The sequence below is a fragment of the Mesorhizobium xinjiangense genome (assembly GCF_009749525.1).
Classification (GTDB): Bacteria; Pseudomonadota; Alphaproteobacteria; order Rhizobiales; family Rhizobiaceae; genus Mangrovimarina; species Mangrovimarina xinjiangensis.
The window spans coordinates 1-16,324 of sequence record NZ_WOAC01000014.1 but is presented as its reverse complement, the minus strand read 5'-3'; the positions used below and the strand labels follow the sequence as shown (position 1 = coordinate 16,324).

Below are 16,324 nucleotides of genomic sequence, written 5' to 3'. Positions count from 1 at the left end.
AGGAACAGCCGCTTCCTACGTCCTTGCCGTCCAATCCATCCCACTTTTGGTCAGGGGTGGGCGATGCCAGATCAATATGTTCTAGCGGCTGGCCGCCATGGCCGGTGTGGCGTCCGATTCCGGCGGTGTGTTGAAACGGCGATAGACGACCTGCGAGGGCCGGCCGACAAGATGCCGTTCCACCCCGTCCTCGAGTGCCCGCGCATAGACGGCGAGAGCCCCGTCGATCGCCTCTATGGTTCGCTCGATCGCCTCGTCGTCATGCGCATAGCTGACGACGAGGGAGGGCATCAGCACGCCGCGCCGGATCGTTTCCTGCAGGAACAGCGAGCGCAGCCCCTGCGAGGGCTTGCCGTCCTCGTCGAACGTCGTGAAGGCGAGGCAGCAGCCGCGCCCGACGGGCTTGACCAGATGGCCGATGCGGTGGCGTTCGGCCGCTTGCGACAGGCCCCGCCGCAGCGTCTCGCCCTGCCGGTAGAGATGTTCGATCACCGGTTCGTCGCGGTAGGTGCGCGTCGTGGCCATTGCCGCGGCCAGCGCATGGGTTTCGGCGCCATGCGTCGTCGACAGAAGGAAGACGCGCGGCCGGTCGGTATGGTCGAGGCCGCCGAGCCGCATATATTCGCGCTTTCCCGCAAGCGCGGAGACCGCAAATCCGTTGCCCAGCGCCTTGCCGAAGCAGGAAAGATCCGGGACGATGCCGTATTCGCGCTGCGCGCCGCCGCGGTGCCAACGAAACCCGGTGATCATCTCGTCGAGGATGAAGAGCGTGCCGTTTTGCCGGCACAATGTCTGCACCTCGTGCAGAAAGTCGTTCTCCGGCTCGTCGGCGCGCGCGGCTTCCATGATCAGGGCGGCGATCTGGCCCTGATGCGTCTCGAACATCTGCCGCACGCTGGCGATGTCGTTGTAGCGGAAGGTGACGGTGAGCCGCCTCGTCGCCTCGGGCACGCCGGCATTGACCGGGATGGTGCCGATGAACCAGTCGTCGGTCGAGAAAAACGGGTGGTCGGCACAGCAGGCGACGAGATCGCGCCCCGTATAGGCGCGGGCAAGCCGCACGGCGCCGGACGTGGCGTCGGAGCCGTCCTTGCAGAACTTGACCATCTCCGCGCCCTCGATCAGGTCGAGCAGGGTTTCGGCGCATTCGACCTCGATGCGCGCCGGGCGGGTGAAATTGCAGCCGTCCTTCAGTGCCTCGCGCACCGCATCCACAACGGGCCGATAGGCGTGGCCGAGCCCGACCGCGCGATTGCCCATGCCGTATTCGATATATTCGTTGCCGTCGACGTCCCACACACGACAGCCATGGCCGCGTTCGATGAAGCCGGGTGCCAGGACCGGGTACTGGTCGTCGCCCTTGGCATAGGTGTGGGCGCCGCCGGGAATGAGGTGATGGGCGCGCTGCTGCAGCAAGGCCGAGCGGGTGAAACGGAGATCGTGCGACATGAGGGCCATCCTTTGCCGGCAGTGTAGCGAAATGCCGAGCGAATGAATGTTGCCAATAAGGCCGATGTCGCATTGCACAATGGGCGTAGCCCTCGGCCACCCGATCGGCACTCCTGGCGGCAGGGGCACAAAATGGCCGCGCGGCGGAATGCCGAGCGGCCATTGCATCACGACGGTGCCTCGGGGTTTCAGTCGGCCCCGAGCGTCATGCCCGTTTCGGGCGGAAACAACTCGTTGATCTTGTAAGCCACTTCCGTTCGGTTGGTCGCCTTCAGCTTCTTCATGATGTTCCTGATGTGAACCTTGACCGTGCTCTCGCGCAGGTTCAGCTCGTAGGCGATGATCTTGTTCGCCTTGCCCTGGCGAAGGGCCTGAACGACCTCAGCCTGCCTGAGCGTGAACATGCTCGACAGCGGGCGGCTGTTGCGCTTGCCGGCATCGATGAGATGCCGCATGGCCATGACGCTGCTCGCCGGCACGAATATGCCGCCGGAAATGGCCAGCGCTATGGCCTCCACGCAGATCTCGATGCCGACCGATGTCGGGATGAAACCGCGCGCGCCGTGCTCCAGGGCCTTGAGGATCTGGGCCAGGTCATCGGTGTCGGACAGGATGACGACCGGTACGGAAGGAAATTGCGACGCCAGCAATTCGATCTGGTCCGTCACCGCGTCGTCCGAAACCGTCCGGCCGCCGAGGTTGAGCAGGATCGCACCCAGCGGCGGGCTGATATCCTCCTCCATCCTCCATTCTTCGATCGAGCCCACAGCCGCGACATGCATGTCGATATTGTGAGTGATGAGGGCCTGAGCCAGACATTCCCGGCCGAGCGCCCTGCCGTCGATGAGGAGCAGGCTGTGTTCGTGATCGCCCGCGCGATCCTCCCGACCGGTATTGGCTCCGGAATGCGTTAGACGGTTGTCTACGTTGCCGACAAATGCGTCGCTCAACGGTCTGCTATCATGATGTCCAAGCGAAAAGTCCATACTGATACCCGCCTTTCCATGTAGGCCGCTCTATGGCGGCCAAGATGGCCCCTTGTTTTCATTCAGTCTGTTGGTGCTTGCCCCCGTGCGATTTGACTGCGACATGCAAGTCGAGCCGTCTTTTTATTATCGTTGTGCTGTTCACCATCGCGAGCGAAAACACTCAAACAGAAGATTATAAGAAATCCCGGCCATTTCATTAACATAAGTTAACTGTTTGTAAAAATGACGTGACTTACCAATCGTCTGTTCTACTACTGGTTAATCCATTCGGCTTAGCCGCCCCCGCCCAGAGGCGATGGCTGGCGCGCCGCCCGATCTTTCGGACGCATGTAGAGCGCTCTGTCGCATGAATTGACGAATCGAATGCGCGGACGGCGCAGCCGCAAACGATCATCGGACTATGGAGTGTGTAGAACATGTCCCGCTCAAACGGAATCGTTTGAGCGAAAGGTACATGTTCCAACATATTGATCTGGCGCGCATATCTTTGCTTCAAACGTTCCGTTTGAAGCGAACGCGCGCTAGCCGAACCGCGGGTTAGAACTGGCGGACATACTGGCTGTCGAAACCGCACATGCCGATCAGCTTCTTGCGGTTGAGCAGTTCGACAAAGCCGTTGCGGAACACGAGGAGCTCACGTTCGCGCAGTTCGCGCAGGGTCCGGTTGACGTGGATCTTGGTGAGGCCCAGGGCGTCGGCCAGTTCATCCTGCGTCAGCGGACACTCATATCGATCCGGTGTGGCGGAGCCGAACTCGGCAAGACGGTCGGCAAGTTCGAGCAGAAGATGAGCCGTGCGCTCCAGGGCGCTGCGCCGCCCGATATTGACCAGATGCTCGACGACGATCGCGTTCTGCCTGGCGACGGCGCGAGAAAGGATACGGCCCAGGGCAGGCTTGTAGCTGAGTGCGCGGCCAAGCGTATGATGCGGAATCTCGAACACCGAAAGCGCCGTGATCGAGGAAAGGGAATTGCCGCGCGATCCGTCCCCGGCCTGGAGGCCGATAATATCGCTCGGCAAGGGCGTGTCTATGATCTGCCGCTCACCATTGGGCAGGTCGCGATGCACGCATCCCCATCCGGAGTGGATGATGAAGATGCGATGATCCGTATCGCCCTGCCGAGTGATGATCGTATGGGGGTCGTAAAGGGTCGCGGAGATGCTGAGCGAATCGAGGGCGCCAAGCTCTTCTTCGCTCAATGCCTCACCGAGAGGGGATGAGGAGATAAAATGTTTGAACCTGGTCGCGGTCATTCATCAAATGGATGTTTGTTTGTTCGAAAGGTTGAATATTATTGCAGGTGGTTATTTCCGTCCAATCGGGTGCCTATTGTGCGAATTCTTGGCGGCGTTCGAAAGCGTGCGCTGGTTGTTGAAATCCAGGCTTCCGCGGCGTGGGTCCCGGCCACTCCCTGGCTTTGCCCAAGGGTCCCGCAATGCCATGTGGCAAGGCCCGTCCGCACTTCGCTTGCGTCCTCCGCCTTATCTTACGTTGACGAATATTAGCACGGGCTTTCTGCCTCTGATGTGATGTGGGTCACAGAATGCGTGTTCATTGCCTGCCAAGCTGCGTTCCCGCCGGTGGCGTGGGAGTGTGAGCCCCATTTCGATCACGCCGGCGGCAGCGCCCCGCGCCCCGCTTTCCAGCGAGCGGGCCGACGCGGGGCGTTTCGCTGCGCGCGTTTGCTTCAAACGGAAACGTTTGAAGCAAAGTGAACCGCGCCAAATCAAATATGTTGGAGCATGTGCCTTTCGCTCAAACGATTCCGTTTGAGCGGGACATGCTCTATGCCGCGCCGTGCGGTGGTTCTCAAGCCGAGTTGATTTCGCCGTGAGCCCTTGCCCGACTATGTTCGCAAGACAAGGGAGATCAACAGCATGAAACGACGTGAGCTTCTTTTGGGTGCGGCCGGTCTCGGCGTCTTCGCGGGCGTTGCCGGACTGGCACCCCGAATGCTGCGGCCGGCGCGCTCCGCTGCGGCCGGCGAGGGCGATTTCGAGATCACGCGGACGAATGAGCAGTGGAAGGCACGGCTGACACCGGAGCAATATGCCGTGCTGCGCGAGGAGGCGACCGAGCGGGCGTTCACGAGCCCGCTCAATGAGGAAAAGCGAGAAGGGTTCTTTCATTGCGCCGGCTGCGACTTGCCGGTTTACTCTTCCGAGCACAAATATGATTCAGGCACCGGTTGGCCCAGCTTCTGGCAATCTCTTCCCGATGCCGTTGGAACGAAGCAGGACAGATCCTTCTTCATGACGCGCACCGAGTGCCACTGCCACCGTTGCGGCGGCCATCTCGGCCACATTTTCGACGACGGTCCGCCGCCGACGGGCAAGCGGCACTGCATCAACGGCGTGGCAATGGTATTCAGGCCGGCGGAGGCCACCAGCGGTTAGGCCGCATAGTCCTCCGCCTCAGTGCGTATTGACGCCTGTCGCCGTCTCGATGGCGGCACGCAACTCGTCCATGCCGGCGCCTTTTTCGGCCGACGTGGCGATGATCGCGGGGTAGGCTGCCGGACGCTTCTTGATCGTCTCCCGCGTTTCGCCGATCAGCAGTTCGACCGCCGGCGGCTTGATCTTGTCCGTCTTGGTGAGAACGATCTGATAGGACACGGCAGCCTTGTCGAGAAGGTCCATGACTTCGGCATCGTTCTTCTTGATGCCGTGCCGTGCGTCGATCAAAAGATAGACGCGCTTCAGCGTCACGCGGCCGCGCAGATAGTCGAAGACGAGTTTCGTCCAGTTGTCGACCATCGCCTTGGGCGCCTTGGCAAAGCCGTAGCCCGGCATGTCGACAAGCGCCAGAGGCGGCAGGTCGCCCGCCGCGCCGGAATAGCCATCGGGCACGAAATAGTTGAGCTCCTGCGTGCGGCCGGGCGTGTTCGAGGTGCGCGCCAGGCCCTTCTTGCCGACCAGTGCATTGATCAGCGATGACTTGCCGACATTGGAACGGCCGGCAAAGGCGATTTCCGGCGGCCCCTCGGGCGGCAGGAACTTCATCGACGGCACACCGCGGATGAAGACCCATGGCCGAAGAAAGGGAGACGCGCCGGACGAAGGGGCGTTCTTCACTGTTTTGGCGTTCACGTCGCTGCTTCCAGTCTGTCCAGATCCGTACCGGCAATGGCATCGGTATTGCGGGTCACCTTGTCAACCGGCCAGTTCCACCAGGCAATGGCCAGCAGCCGTTTCACCGTCGCCTCGTCGAAGCGCATGCGCACGACGCGTGCCGGGTTGCCCGCGACGATGGCATAGGGCGGCACGTCTTTGCCGACGACCGATTTGGCGGCGATGATGGCCCCGTCGCCGATGGTCACGCCGGGCATGATTGTCACCTCCATGCCGAGCCAGACGTCGTTGCCCAAGACGGTGTCGCCGCGAAATCCCGCGGCAAGCGATTGCGGATCGAACGCTTCCCGCCAACTGCCGCCGAATATGGAGAAGGGGAAGGTCGAGAAGCCACGCATATCGTGATTGGCGCCATTCATGATGAAGCGCGTATTGGCGGCAATGGCGCAATAGCGCCCGATGATCAGCCGGTCGCCGACGAAGTCGTAGTGATAGAGGACACAATGCTCCTCGAAGCGCTCGGGGCCTTCCGGATCATCGTAATAGCTGAAGTCGCCGGCAATGATTGTCGGTCGGGTGACAATGTTCTTGATGAAGCCGCAGCGCGTATGGCCGGGGATCGGATGAACGACATTGGGATCAGGTGCTTGCATGGGGGCATCCGGTGAAAACAGTGCGGAATGGAATTTTTCGTCATGTCCGCCCCGGCGTGCCGACGCCCGGAATCGCGGAACCCTGTCACCTGTTCATCGTAGCGTACCCCCGATTGCGACCGCCGCTTATAGAGGCAGTGCCTTGAAAGGTCGAGTCCGCGTGGAAGGAGCTATCGCAAAGCCAGGCAGAAGCAGGCGAGCGACGCCAGCCCGGCGACGGTGCGCACGTGGTTCCACGCCGTCCAGCGGACCAGGTAGTCGGACCACAGTTTCGCGCCTTCGGCGCTTGCCGCATCGACGCCGGCGAGCGCGTCGTTCATCGGCACATTGAAAATGACGGTGACGCCGAGGATGCCGGCAAGGTAGAGCACGCTGCCGGCGATCAGCCATCCGGTGCCTGTCGCGGCCCAACCGGCGAGGCCGGCGATGAGCAGTGCGATGCTAAGAAGCGCCGTGCCGAAAAAGGCCAGGAAGAAGACCGGGTTCTGGATCACGTCGTTGATCGCCTGCATGGCCGCGATGCCGCCCGGCGGCTGCAGACGGCCGAGCGCGCCCATCACCGAGGTCGAAAAGGCGAAGAACAGGCCGGCCATCAGGCCGGAGCCGAGGGCGGCAACCAAGGTCAGGACGTAGGCCAGGCGGTCGCTCATGTCGTGTCTCCTTGAACCGTTGTGGCGCCTCAGGCGCCAAGGGCCGTCTGCTGCACATCGTCCCAGACGCCTGTTTCGACCGTACGACGAACATAGTCGGAAAAATCGCGCGGCGGCCGGCCGAGCGCCTTTTCCACGCCGTCGCTGAGCGAGGCGTTGCGCCCGTCGAGGACTTCGGTGAGCAGCATCATCACGAGTTCGACCGTGTCCGGCGGAACCGCCTGCGCCCGCAGTGCCGCGGCATAGTCGGCCGCCTCGACGCGCCGATAGCGGACGTCGCGGCCGGATGCCCGCGCGATCTCGTCGACCGCCTGGGCGAAGGTCATCAGGCGCGGGCCGGTGACCTCGTAGAGCTGGCCGGTATGTCCGTCGCCGCTCAATGCGGCGGCCGCGATTTCGGCAATGTCGTCAACATCGATGAAGGGCTCGCGAACATCGCCCACCGGCAGGGCGACCTCGTCGGACAGTATCGCGTCGAGCAGGAAGCTTTCGGAAAAGTTCTGCGCGAACCAGCTTGCCCGGATGATCGTCCACTCGGCGCCTGAGTGGACCAAAGCCCGCTCGCTCGCCTGGGCTTCCGGCTCGCCGCGCCCCGACAGGAGCACCAGCCGGCGCACCCCCATCTGCACCGCGAGGCGGGCAAAGGTGTCGATCGCCTCGACCGCACCGGGGACGGCGAGATCGGGCTGATAGGTGATGTAGGCGGCGCGTGCCGCATCAAGCGCGCCGCGCCAGGTGGCGGCGTTGTTCCAGTCGAAGGCGGGTTCGGCCGCCCGCGATCCGATGCGCACCGCCTGGTCACGCTCGGCCAGGCGTTGGGCGACGCGGCGCCCCGTCTTTCCGGTGCCGCCGATGACGAGTACGGGTTTGGAATTGGAGTGCGAAGAGTGGCGTGTGGACATGACAACCTCCAGTGCAAAAAGATGAGGAAAGCTCACATTTGCAAATGTGATAAATCCTCATATTATGGAAGTCAAGTATCGATGCACGAAACCGGATGAAGGAAATGGGCGAGAACGGGCTTGGGACAATGACGCATTCGGTGTTGGCGGCACGCAGGATGCCGACGCAGAAGCGCAGCCGCGAGCGTGTCGAGCGCATGCTGTCGGCGGCCACAGCCTTGATCGAGAAGGCAGGCAGCGATGCGATGAAAATGAGCGAAGTCGCCGAGCGCGCCGGCGTTTCGATCGGCTCGCTCTACCAGTATTTCCCCGACAAGACGGCCATCATCGCCACGCTGGCCGAGCGGTACAACGCGATGAGCTGTCATTGCATCGGCCAAGGCCTTGCCGGCGTGCAAAGCATGGCCGCGTTGCGCGACGCCTTCTCGGACCTGATCGACACCTATTATGCGATGTTTCTGGCCGAGCCGGTGATGCGCGACATCTGGTCGGGCACCCAGGCCGACAAGGCTCTGTGCGCGATGGAACTCGAGCAGGGCCGCGTGCTCGGCAAGATGCTGGCCGACGTCGTTATCCGGTTGAAGCCCGCCGCCGAGGCCGACGACGTGGCGACGAAGGCCTTCCTGGTGATGCATCTCGGCGAGGCGACGATGCGCCTGGCGATCGCCACCGAACGCAAAGAGGGCCAGGCGATCGTCGACGCCTACAAGCAGATGGTGCTCGCCGACCTGCTGGCGGATTGAGGTTGGTCTTGGGACCGGTGCGGCAACGGTAAGCCGAATGCCCCTTGTCAGAACGGTGACATTCAGCTACGGCGTCGTCTGTTACGTAATAACGTAACAGAATCACCAACCACCTTCATTCAAAACCGGAAAAACAGAGGTCCAGGTAATGCAAACGGCGATCACCAAGTGCGTCGGCGCGCTGGCGATAGTTTCGACGCTGCTTCTTGCGGCGCAGGCACAAGCACAGGCAAACCAGAGCGCGAAGGATACTTCGGCGCACGATCATCATTCTCACGGCGACGACAAGGCGCATGAGCATTCTCACGGCTCCGACGACGCCATCTACAAGGGGCATTTCGAGGACAGCCAGATCGAAGCGCGCGCCCTGTCGGATTGGCAAGGCGACTGGCAATCCGTCTATCCCTATCTGGAGGATGGCACATTGGACCCCGTCATGGCGCAAAAGGCGGAGCATGGCGACAAGTCCGCCGAGGAATACCGCGCATACTACACGACGGGGTATCGCACGCAGGTCGATCGCATCGTCATCAGCGGCGACCGAGTCACGTTTCACGAGGATGGCGGCTTCGTCGAAGGCCGCTATGCTTCCGACGGGTACGAGATCCTGACATACGAGGCCGGCAACCGGGGCGTGCGCTACGTCTTCAAGAAGACCGAAGGCGACGACGAGGCGCCGGGCTTCATCCAGTTCAGCGATCACCGTATCGCGCCGGCGCAGGCCGATCACTACCACCTCTATTGGGGCAACGACCGTGCGGCCTTGCTGAAAGAGGTCACCAATTGGCCGACATATTATCCTTCGTCGCTCAGCGGGGATGAGATCGCCAGCGAGATGACGGCGCATTGATTCGCATCTGAACGCTGCGCCGTGGCCGCGCTCGACATGGGGCGCATAGGGCGCGCGGCGGACTGCTTCCGAAAAAAAGGCCCGCGCAAGGCGGGCCTTTTGACTTGGAATTGCTGCGGGCCCCTATTCGGCCGGTTTCGGCTTCTTCTTGAACAGGCCCACCAGATTGTCCCACAGCTCGATCTTGGCGCCCTGGCGTTTCATGATGACGCCCTGCTGGACGATCGACAGGAAGTTGTTCCACGCCCAGTAGATGACCAGACCGGCCGGGAAGGTCGCCAGCATGAAGGTGAAGACGACCGGCATCCAGGTGAAGATCATGGCCTGGGTGGGATCGGGCGGCGTCGGGTTCATGCGCATCTGCAGGAACATGGTGATGCCCATGATCAGCGGCCACACGCCGATCATCATGAAGGTCGGCACGTCATAGGGCAGGAGCCCGAACAGGTTGAAGACCGATGTCGGGTCCGGCGCGGCGAGATCCTGGATCCAGCCGAAAAACGGCGCGTGGCGCATCTCGATGGTGACGTAGAGCACCTTGTAGAGCGCGAAGAAGACCGGGATCTGGATCAGAACCGGCCAGCAGCCGGCGATCGGATTGATCTTCTCCTTCTTGTAGAGCTCCATCATGGCCTGCTGCTGCTTCATCTTGTCGTCCGCGTATTTCTCGCGGATCTCCAGCATGGCAGGCTGCATCTTCTTCATATTCGCCATCGACTTGTACGACTTGTTGGCGAGCGGGAAGAAGATGAGCTTGACGACGACGGTCGTGCCGAGGATCGCCAGGCCGAAATTGCCGAGCATCTTGTAGAGGAAGTCGATGAGATAGAACATCGGCTTGGTGATGAAATAGAACCAGCCCCAGTCGATCAGAAGGTCGAACTGGCGAATTTGCCGGTCGGTTTCATAGGCCTGGACCGTGCCGACTTCCTTGGCGCCGGCAAAGACCAGCGTTTCCGTCGTCGACGTCTGGCCGGGCTCGACCACGATCTGGTCGGTCACGAAATCCGACTGATAACGCGGCACGCCCTGGGAAGAAAAGCTGTAGCGCGGCTGGAATGGCTGCTTGGTCGAAGGCACCAGGGCCACGCCCCAGTACTTGTCGGTGATGCCGAGCCAGCCGTCGGTGGATTTGGACGGACTGATCTGCCCGTCCTCCTCGACGTCCGAATAGTCGATCTCCTGCAGGCCTTCCTCGCCGGTCACGCCGATCAGGCCTTCATGCAGCACGTAGATGCTCTGCGTGTCCGGCTTGTTGAAGCGCGTCACGCGGCCATAGGCGTTGAGCGCGACGGGGGCCTCGCCCGCGTTCGACACGCTGTCGGCGACCGTGAACATATAGTTGGAGTCGACTGCGATGGTCCGCGTGAAGGTCAGGCCCTTGTCGTTGGTGAAGCTAAGCTCGACAGGGCTCGCCGGCGTCAGGACCGGTTCGCCCTCGACCGTCCACACCGTGTCGGGTCCGGGCACTTCTCCCGCTGCTTCGTTGGCCGTGAAGCCAACCTCGGCGAAAAAGCCATTCTGCTGTCCGGCCGGGTTCAGAAGTTCGATATTGGGCGAATCCTTCTTGACCGTCACCCGGTAGTCCTTGAGCAGCAGGTCGTCGATGCGCCCGCCCCTCAGGTTGATCGAACCGGAAAGCCGCGGCGTTTCGATCTGCACCCGATCGGTGGCAGCGAGCGCCGCCTCGCGGTTGGCTGCCGCTGCCTGGGCGGTCGAACCGCCGGGCACCTGGCCGTTCGACGTCGCGGGGATCGAGGATGCATCGCCCTGCGACCCGCTGGCCTGCGGTGTCTGCGCATCCTGCTGCGCCGCCGCCTGCTCGGTCTCGACGCGCACGGTCTCGCGCTGCTCCTCGATGCGCGGGTTCACATAGAACACCTGCCACACCGTAAGTATGAGGATCGACAGCGCGATCGTTATGAAGAAATTACGATTATTTTCCATCTCGGACAGTTCCGCGGATGCGTCTGGAGAGTTCGGCCTGCAAGGCATCGAACCGGGCGGTCAATATTTCGCGACGGCCGACAATCACATAGTCCTTGCCAGGCGCCATGTCGACCGCGGCATGTGTGCGCACGGCTTCGCGCAGGCGCCGCCGGACTCGGTTGCGGACCACGGCGTTGCCCGTCTTCTTCGTGACTGTCAGGCCAAGGCGCGGCGGCTCGTTGTCGCCGCGATCGCGTACCTCAAGCAGAAAGAGGCGGCCGCGCCGCTTCTCGCCACGCTGGACCGCCAGAAATTCCGTGCGTTTGCGAAGGCGTCCGATCGGACGCGCGTCGCCAGGGCCGGCTGCAGGCAAGGGGTGGGCGATCCGTCTCAGGCCGACAGGCGCTTGCGGCCGCGATTGCGGCGAGCGGCGATCACGCTGCGGCCACCCTTGGTGGCCATGCGCGCGCGAAAACCATGGCGGCGCTTGCGGACAAGCTTGGACGGCTGATAGGTGCGCTTCATTTATTTAATACCGCGGCGTGCGGCCCTTCTTGGTTCTGTCTCTCGTGTGAGCAGGAGCTTTGCTCGATCGACCAAGGCGCAACAGCAATTGCGCCGGATCATCGATCCGAGCGTGCCGCGGCTTATACGGGCAAGGCCGGGCGGTGTCAATAATCGGCCCTTCGCGCGCATTCGCTTCAAACGATTCCGATTGAGCGGGAATTGTCTGGCGGTTTTCCGGGCTGACCGCCGGTGACTCACAAAAGGGTGAAGTGCAATCGATGCGGTCTCAAGACACGGTGAAATTGCGCAGCATGCCTTGCCGCGATGGCGCCATCACGTCATTTAGGTCGCCATGAACAACGCCAGGAGTGTAAGACGCTCAGTCACCAAACCGAGGACTCCAATGTCAAATTCGCTCCATTAGCGATGCGCGAGGAAACCGCCATGCCGAACGCCGGCGACAATGGAGCCCGCCGTTGGCGCCGCCATGCCCGCCTGCTGCCCGTGGTCATTCTGCTGGCCGGGCTTGCGTTCGCCTACGCGATGGGCTGGCACCACTATTTCTCCCTGGAGTATCTGGCACAACGCCAGACCGTCCTCGAGGCCCATGTGGCGGAGAATTTCTGGCGCGCACTGGCGGCTTTCTTCGTTCTTTACGTGCTCGCCGTCGCCTTTTCCTTTCCCGCCGCATCGGCGCTCACCGTCTTCGGCGGCTTTCTCTTCGGCTGGCTCATCGCCGGCGTCGTCGTTGCGATCGCCGCCACCATCGGTGCCGCTGCCGTCTATCTGGCCGCGCGCACGGCGCTGCACGACACGCTGGAACGAAGGGCCGCCGGGCGCACAGCACGCCTTGCCAGGGGACTACGCGAAGACGCTTTCGGCTACCTGCTGGTGTTGCGGCTCGCGCCGATCTTTCCCTTCTGGCTGGTCAATATCGCGCCGGCACTGTTCGGCGTGCCGCTGCGCACCTATGTCGCGGCGACCTTTATCGGCATCCTGCCCGGCACATTCGCCTATGCCTATCTGGGCGAGGGGGTGGGCAGCGTTCTGGCCGCCGCCAAGCGGTCGGGGCGCGACGTCCGGCTGGCCGATCTCGTGACGCCGGAGATCACGATCGCCCTTCTCCTGCTCGCGCTTGTTGCGGCGATCCCCACCATCATCAAGAAGATCAGGGCGGCAGCCGGCAAGGATGGCTGAACGCGTCGGCAACCGTTGCGAGGGATCGCCAGGAAAGCGGATGAGCAAAATCCTCACTCCCGACATTTGCGTCATCGGCGCCGGCTCCGGCGGGCTCACCGTGGCCGCGGCGGCCGCCGCCTTCGGCGTACCGGTCGTGCTGATCGAAAAAGGGGCGATGGGCGGCGATTGCCTGAACTATGGCTGCGTGCCGTCAAAGGCGATGATCGCGGCCGGCCGGCGGGCCCATTTCATGCGCAACGCCGCGCCTTTCGGTATCGCGTCGGTCGAGCCGGATATCGATTTCGCCCGGGTCAACAACCATGTCCACGACGTGATCGCGGCGATCGCGCCCAACGATTCGGTGGAGCGCTTCACCGCGCTCGGCGTCCATGTCATCAAGGCCGAGGCCCGCTTCAAGGATGCGCGCACCGTTGAGGCCGGCGATACCGAGGTGCGCGCGCGCCGTTTCGTTCTGGCGACGGGCTCGTCGCCCGCCGTGCCGCTCATCGAGGGCCTCGACAAGGTCGCCTATCTCACCAACGAATCCGTATTCGATCTGAAGCGCCTGCCGCGCCGTCTCCTCGTCATCGGCGGCGGGCCGGTGGGGCTGGAACTGGCCCAGGCGCACCGTCGGCTAGGGTCGCAGGTGACGGTCGTCGAAGCCGCCCGCGTGCTCGGCGCGGACGATCCCGAGCCTGCCGCCATCGTGGCCGAGCGGCTGCGCGGCGAGGGCATCGACATCCGTGAAAACACGCGCGTGCTGCGCGTGGCAAAACGGGGGCGCAGCGGTGTTCGCGTGCATGTCGAGAGCGACGGCGGTCCCGCTGCGGTGGACGGGACGCACCTTCTCGTGGCAACCGGCCGCGCCGCCAATACCGCCGGTCTCGGCCTGGACAAGGCCGGCATTGCCCACGATGCCAAGGGGATCAAGGTCACGACCGGGCTGAGGACGACCAACAAGCGCGTCTACGCGATCGGCGATGTCGTGGGCGGGCCGCAATTCACCCATGTGGCCGGCCACCACGCCGCGCTGGTCGTCAAGTCGCTCCTGTTTCGCCTGCCAGTGCGCGCGGACCGCCATCCCGTTCCCAGGGTCACCTTCACCGATCCGGAGCTCGCCCATGTCGGGCTCACCGAGGCCGAGGCGCTGCGCACCGGCAAGGTCTCTGTCCTGCGCTGGCCCTATGGAGAGAACGACCGCGCCCAGGCCGAACGGGCAACGACCGGTTTCATCAAGCTCCTTGCCGGCCGGCATGGGCGCATCATCGGCGTGACGATCGTCGGTGCGGGGGCGGGCGAGATGATCAATCTGTGGACCCTGGCGATGACGAGGAAGCTCGGGCTGAAGGATATGGTCTCCTATATCCCGCCATACCCGACCATGTCCGAAATTGGCAAACGGGCTGCCGTCACCTATTTTGCGGATATGGCCCGCAAGCCCCTCATACGGCGGGTCATCCGCTTGCTCCGCCGCCTCGGCTGAGAAACGGCGGGAGATGCCGAATGGGAAAAGATCGTGCCGGGCAGAGCTGGAAAAGCGCAGGCGATGACGGGTGAGGCGAACAATGGCGGCGATGGCCCGGCCGGCGGTGACGCGGGTCCGCCGCGCCCGTCCGGTGCGGTGCCCTGGATCAAGCGGCTGTCGACCAAGCTTCTGCTTCTGACCATCGCCTTCGTCATGATCGCCGAGGTGCTGATCTTCATCCCATCGATCGCGAATTTCCGCTTGCGCTGGCTGGAGGAGCGACTGGCGACGGCGGCCTCGGCCTCGGTCGTTCTGGTGCAGGGCGACCTCGCCAACCTGCCGCAGAAGCTGCAGAACGACGTGCTGATGGCCCTCGGCGCCAAGGCGGTGGCGGTGCGCGACGGGGGCGTGTCGCGCCTGCTGGTGGAATCGGAGATGCCGCCGAGCGTCGACGAACACATTGCGCCGGCCGAGGTCGGGCCGATCGAGGCAATTTCGGGAGCGCTCGACACGCTGTTTTATGGCGGCGACCGCATGCTGCGCGTCTACGGCAAGGTCGGCGACAGCATGATGGAATTCGAGCTCATCCTGCCCGATGCAAAGCTGCGCAACGCCATGCTGATCTATGCGCGCAATGTGGCGCTGCTTTCCCTCCTGATCTCGCTGATCACGGCCGGCCTCGTCTTTTTCGCCATTCACGCCATCATGATCCGGCCGATCCGCGAAATGCGCAACGCCATGGTCGCTTTCGCCGAGGAACCGGATGACCCCGCCCGCGTCATGAAACCGAAGCCGCGCAGCGACGAGCTTGGGGTCGCCGAACGCGAACTCGCCGTCATGCAGAGCGAGCTGCAGCGCACGCTCGGCGAGAAAAAGCACCTGGCCGACCTCGGTCTCGCCGTTTCCAAGATCAATCACGACATGCGCAACATCCTGGCCTCCGCCCAGTTGATTTCCGACCGGCTGAGCTCGGTGCCGGATCCCTCCGTGCAGCTCTTCGCACCCAAGCTGGTGCGCGCGCTCGACCGCGCTGTGGGCTACACGGAGAATGTGCTGGCTTATGGCCGCGCTCACGAGCCGCCGCCGGCACGGCGCATCGTGCGGCTGCACCGCCTCGTGGTGGATGTGCACGGACTGCTCGGCATCGATCCCGATACGGGTGTCGAGTTCGTCAACGCCGTTGCGCGCGAATTCGAGGTCGACGCCGATGCCGACCAGCTCTTCCGTGTGCTCATCAACCTGTCGCGCAACGCCGTGCAGGCCATGGCCGCCGACACCGAGAGCGCGGTGGTGCGCAGGCTGACGATCGGCGCCGAGCGCCAGGGCACCGTCGCCCGCATTCTGGTCGAGGATACGGGCCCCGGCCTGCCGCCGAAGGCGCGCGAGAACCTGTTTGCCGCTTTCCGCGGTGCGGCGCGCTCGGGCGGCACCGGGCTTGGCCTGGCGATCGCCCACGAGCTGGTGCGCGCTCATGGCGGGACGCTGGAGCTCGTGGAAAGCGTCGGCGGTCATACCGTCTTCGCGATCGCCATACCCGACCAGCCGGTGCGGCTCGACCAGGCGCGCAACGCGCAACGCATGGCGTGATCGGGGGGGGGCGGGCGCTTGCTCGGGGTTCCGCCTCGCGGCGAGGTGCAGTTGGTCCGGCAGCAAAGTTTTCCGTTTATGCGGCTTGCTTTTCGCGCCGACCTTCATTAGGTAGCAATTCCGTTCGCGGGACACGGCATCGCCGCCCGCCGATCGAAGGCGAAAGTGGGCATTTCGAAATGTCCTGTGCGCGCCCGTAGCTCAGCTGGATAGAGCACCAGACTACGAATCTGGGGGTCAGAGGTTCGAATCCTTTCGGGCGCGCCATTTCAGTACGGTCCGTTCCGGACACATTGGTTACAGTTTATATCGGAGACATGGGTAACACTTTCGGCCCGAAGGGGTTTTG

At 63.3% G+C, this 16,324-nt stretch carries 16 protein-coding genes and 1 tRNA gene; 7 read left to right on the top strand and 10 right to left on the bottom strand.

Annotated elements, in window-relative coordinates:
• Positions 1-81: 81 nt before the first annotated feature.
• The 3 genes from GM909_RS15600 to GM909_RS15590 form a co-directional block, all read right to left on the bottom strand.
• Positions 82-1,449: a glutamate-1-semialdehyde 2,1-aminomutase gene (locus tag GM909_RS15600; protein WP_157017452.1), complete on the bottom strand. Its 1,368-nt coding sequence runs from the start codon at positions 1,447-1,449 to the stop codon at positions 82-84.
• Positions 1,450-1,637: 188 nt separating this feature from the next.
• Positions 1,638-2,399: a LuxR C-terminal-related transcriptional regulator gene (locus tag GM909_RS15595; RefSeq protein WP_407941302.1), complete on the bottom strand. Its 762-nt coding sequence runs from the start codon at positions 2,397-2,399 to the stop codon at positions 1,638-1,640.
• A 576-nt stretch (positions 2,400-2,975) separates the two neighbouring features.
• Positions 2,976-3,638 carry a Crp/Fnr family transcriptional regulator gene (locus GM909_RS15590; protein ID WP_235911927.1) on the bottom strand — a complete coding sequence of 221 codons (663 nt, stop codon included), beginning with the start codon at positions 3,636-3,638 and terminating at the stop codon, positions 2,976-2,978.
• 678 nt (positions 3,639-4,316) lie between these two features.
• On the opposite strand from GM909_RS15590, the gene msrB reads away from it, so the two are divergent.
• The gene (gene msrB, locus GM909_RS15585) at positions 4,317-4,835 is read left to right on the top strand and encodes a peptide-methionine (R)-S-oxide reductase MsrB (RefSeq protein ID WP_157017448.1); all 519 of its coding nucleotides are present in this window, start codon (positions 4,317-4,319) and stop codon (positions 4,833-4,835) included.
• 18 nt (positions 4,836-4,853) lie between these two features.
• Here the strand turns inward: msrB and yihA are convergent, their stop codons facing one another.
• From yihA to GM909_RS15565, 4 genes are all read right to left on the bottom strand, one after another.
• Complete coding sequence (gene yihA, locus GM909_RS15580; protein ID WP_235911926.1) at positions 4,854-5,528, bottom strand: ribosome biogenesis GTP-binding protein YihA/YsxC; 675 nt, start codon at positions 5,526-5,528, stop codon at positions 4,854-4,856.
• Positions 5,525-6,163: a CatB-related O-acetyltransferase gene (locus tag GM909_RS15575; RefSeq protein ID WP_157017446.1), complete on the bottom strand. Its 639-nt coding sequence runs from the start codon at positions 6,161-6,163 to the stop codon at positions 5,525-5,527. The genes yihA and GM909_RS15575 overlap by 4 nt, the downstream gene beginning before the upstream one ends.
• A gap of 170 nt (positions 6,164-6,333) precedes the next feature.
• Positions 6,334-6,813 carry an anthrone oxygenase family protein gene (locus tag GM909_RS15570; RefSeq protein ID WP_157017444.1) on the bottom strand — a complete coding sequence of 160 codons (480 nt, stop codon included), beginning with the start codon at positions 6,811-6,813 and terminating at the stop codon, positions 6,334-6,336.
• A gap of 29 nt (positions 6,814-6,842) precedes the next feature.
• Positions 6,843-7,715, bottom strand: a complete 873-nt coding sequence (locus GM909_RS15565) for a Rossmann-fold NAD(P)-binding domain-containing protein (protein ID WP_157017442.1) — start codon at positions 7,713-7,715, stop codon at positions 6,843-6,845.
• A gap of 158 nt (positions 7,716-7,873) precedes the next feature.
• Here GM909_RS15565 and GM909_RS15560 point away from each other — a divergent pair, with 158 nt between their 5' ends.
• Together GM909_RS15560 and GM909_RS15555 are read left to right on the top strand one after the other, a co-directional pair.
• Positions 7,874-8,458, top strand: coding sequence for a TetR/AcrR family transcriptional regulator (locus GM909_RS15560; RefSeq protein WP_235911925.1), 585 nt, complete (start codon positions 7,874-7,876; stop codon positions 8,456-8,458).
• A 148-nt stretch (positions 8,459-8,606) separates the two neighbouring features.
• Complete coding sequence (locus GM909_RS15555; RefSeq protein ID WP_157017440.1) at positions 8,607-9,308, top strand: ZinT family metal-binding protein; 702 nt, start codon at positions 8,607-8,609, stop codon at positions 9,306-9,308.
• Positions 9,309-9,431: 123 nt separating this feature from the next.
• On the opposite strand, the gene yidC is transcribed toward GM909_RS15555, so the two are convergent.
• The 3 genes from yidC to rpmH are packed head-to-tail and all read right to left on the bottom strand — an operon-like array spanning position 9,432 to position 11,762.
• The gene (yidC, locus tag GM909_RS15550; RefSeq protein ID WP_157017438.1) at positions 9,432-11,255 is read right to left on the bottom strand and encodes a membrane protein insertase YidC; all 1,824 of its coding nucleotides are present in this window, start codon (positions 11,253-11,255) and stop codon (positions 9,432-9,434) included.
• Positions 11,245-11,610, bottom strand: a complete 366-nt coding sequence (gene rnpA, locus GM909_RS15545) for a ribonuclease P protein component (RefSeq protein ID WP_157017436.1) — start codon at positions 11,608-11,610, stop codon at positions 11,245-11,247. Before rnpA ends, yidC begins: the two co-directional genes overlap by 11 nt.
• 17 nt (positions 11,611-11,627) lie before the next feature.
• Complete coding sequence (gene rpmH, locus GM909_RS15540; protein WP_144861350.1) at positions 11,628-11,762, bottom strand: 50S ribosomal protein L34; 135 nt, start codon at positions 11,760-11,762, stop codon at positions 11,628-11,630.
• A gap of 426 nt (positions 11,763-12,188) precedes the next feature.
• On the opposite strand from rpmH, the gene GM909_RS15535 reads away from it, so the two are divergent.
• From GM909_RS15535 to GM909_RS15520, 4 genes are all read left to right on the top strand, one after another.
• The gene (locus GM909_RS15535) at positions 12,189-12,941 is read left to right on the top strand and encodes a TVP38/TMEM64 family protein (protein ID WP_157017434.1); all 753 of its coding nucleotides are present in this window, start codon (positions 12,189-12,191) and stop codon (positions 12,939-12,941) included.
• A gap of 40 nt (positions 12,942-12,981) precedes the next feature.
• On the top strand, positions 12,982-14,406 hold the full coding sequence (locus GM909_RS15530; protein WP_157017432.1) for a dihydrolipoyl dehydrogenase family protein: 1,425 nt from the start codon (positions 12,982-12,984) through the stop codon (positions 14,404-14,406).
• A gap of 63 nt (positions 14,407-14,469) precedes the next feature.
• Positions 14,470-15,975, top strand: coding sequence for an ATP-binding protein (locus GM909_RS15525; protein ID WP_157017670.1), 1,506 nt, complete (start codon positions 14,470-14,472; stop codon positions 15,973-15,975).
• 190 nt (positions 15,976-16,165) lie between these two features.
• A tRNA-Arg gene (locus GM909_RS15520) sits at positions 16,166-16,242 on the top strand.
• Positions 16,243-16,324 lie beyond the last annotated feature (82 nt).

Excerpts from the sequence above, each read along its gene's own strand:
- GM909_RS15600 (WP_157017452.1), bottom strand. The coding sequence starts at position 1,449 with ATGTCGCACGATCTCCGTTTCACCCGCTCGGCCTTGCTGCAGCAGCGC.
- msrB (WP_157017448.1), top strand. The coding sequence starts at position 4,317 with ATGAAACGACGTGAGCTTCTTTTGGGTGCGGCCGGTCTCGGCGTCTTC.
- GM909_RS15575 (WP_157017446.1), bottom strand. The coding sequence starts at position 6,163 with ATGCAAGCACCTGATCCCAATGTCGTTCATCCGATCCCCGGCCATACG.
- GM909_RS15570 (WP_157017444.1), bottom strand. The coding sequence starts at position 6,813 with ATGAGCGACCGCCTGGCCTACGTCCTGACCTTGGTTGCCGCCCTCGGC.
- GM909_RS15565 (WP_157017442.1), bottom strand. The coding sequence starts at position 7,715 with ATGTCCACACGCCACTCTTCGCACTCCAATTCCAAACCCGTACTCGTC.
- GM909_RS15560 (WP_235911925.1), top strand. The coding sequence starts at position 7,874 with ATGCCGACGCAGAAGCGCAGCCGCGAGCGTGTCGAGCGCATGCTGTCG.
- GM909_RS15555 (WP_157017440.1), top strand. The coding sequence starts at position 8,607 with ATGCAAACGGCGATCACCAAGTGCGTCGGCGCGCTGGCGATAGTTTCG.
- yidC (WP_157017438.1), bottom strand. The coding sequence starts at position 11,255 with ATGGAAAATAATCGTAATTTCTTCATAACGATCGCGCTGTCGATCCTC.
- rpmH (WP_144861350.1), bottom strand. The coding sequence starts at position 11,762 with ATGAAGCGCACCTATCAGCCGTCCAAGCTTGTCCGCAAGCGCCGCCAT.
- GM909_RS15535 (WP_157017434.1), top strand. The coding sequence starts at position 12,189 with ATGCCGAACGCCGGCGACAATGGAGCCCGCCGTTGGCGCCGCCATGCC.
- GM909_RS15530 (WP_157017432.1), top strand. The coding sequence starts at position 12,982 with ATGAGCAAAATCCTCACTCCCGACATTTGCGTCATCGGCGCCGGCTCC.
- GM909_RS15525 (WP_157017670.1), top strand. The coding sequence starts at position 14,470 with ATGACGGGTGAGGCGAACAATGGCGGCGATGGCCCGGCCGGCGGTGAC.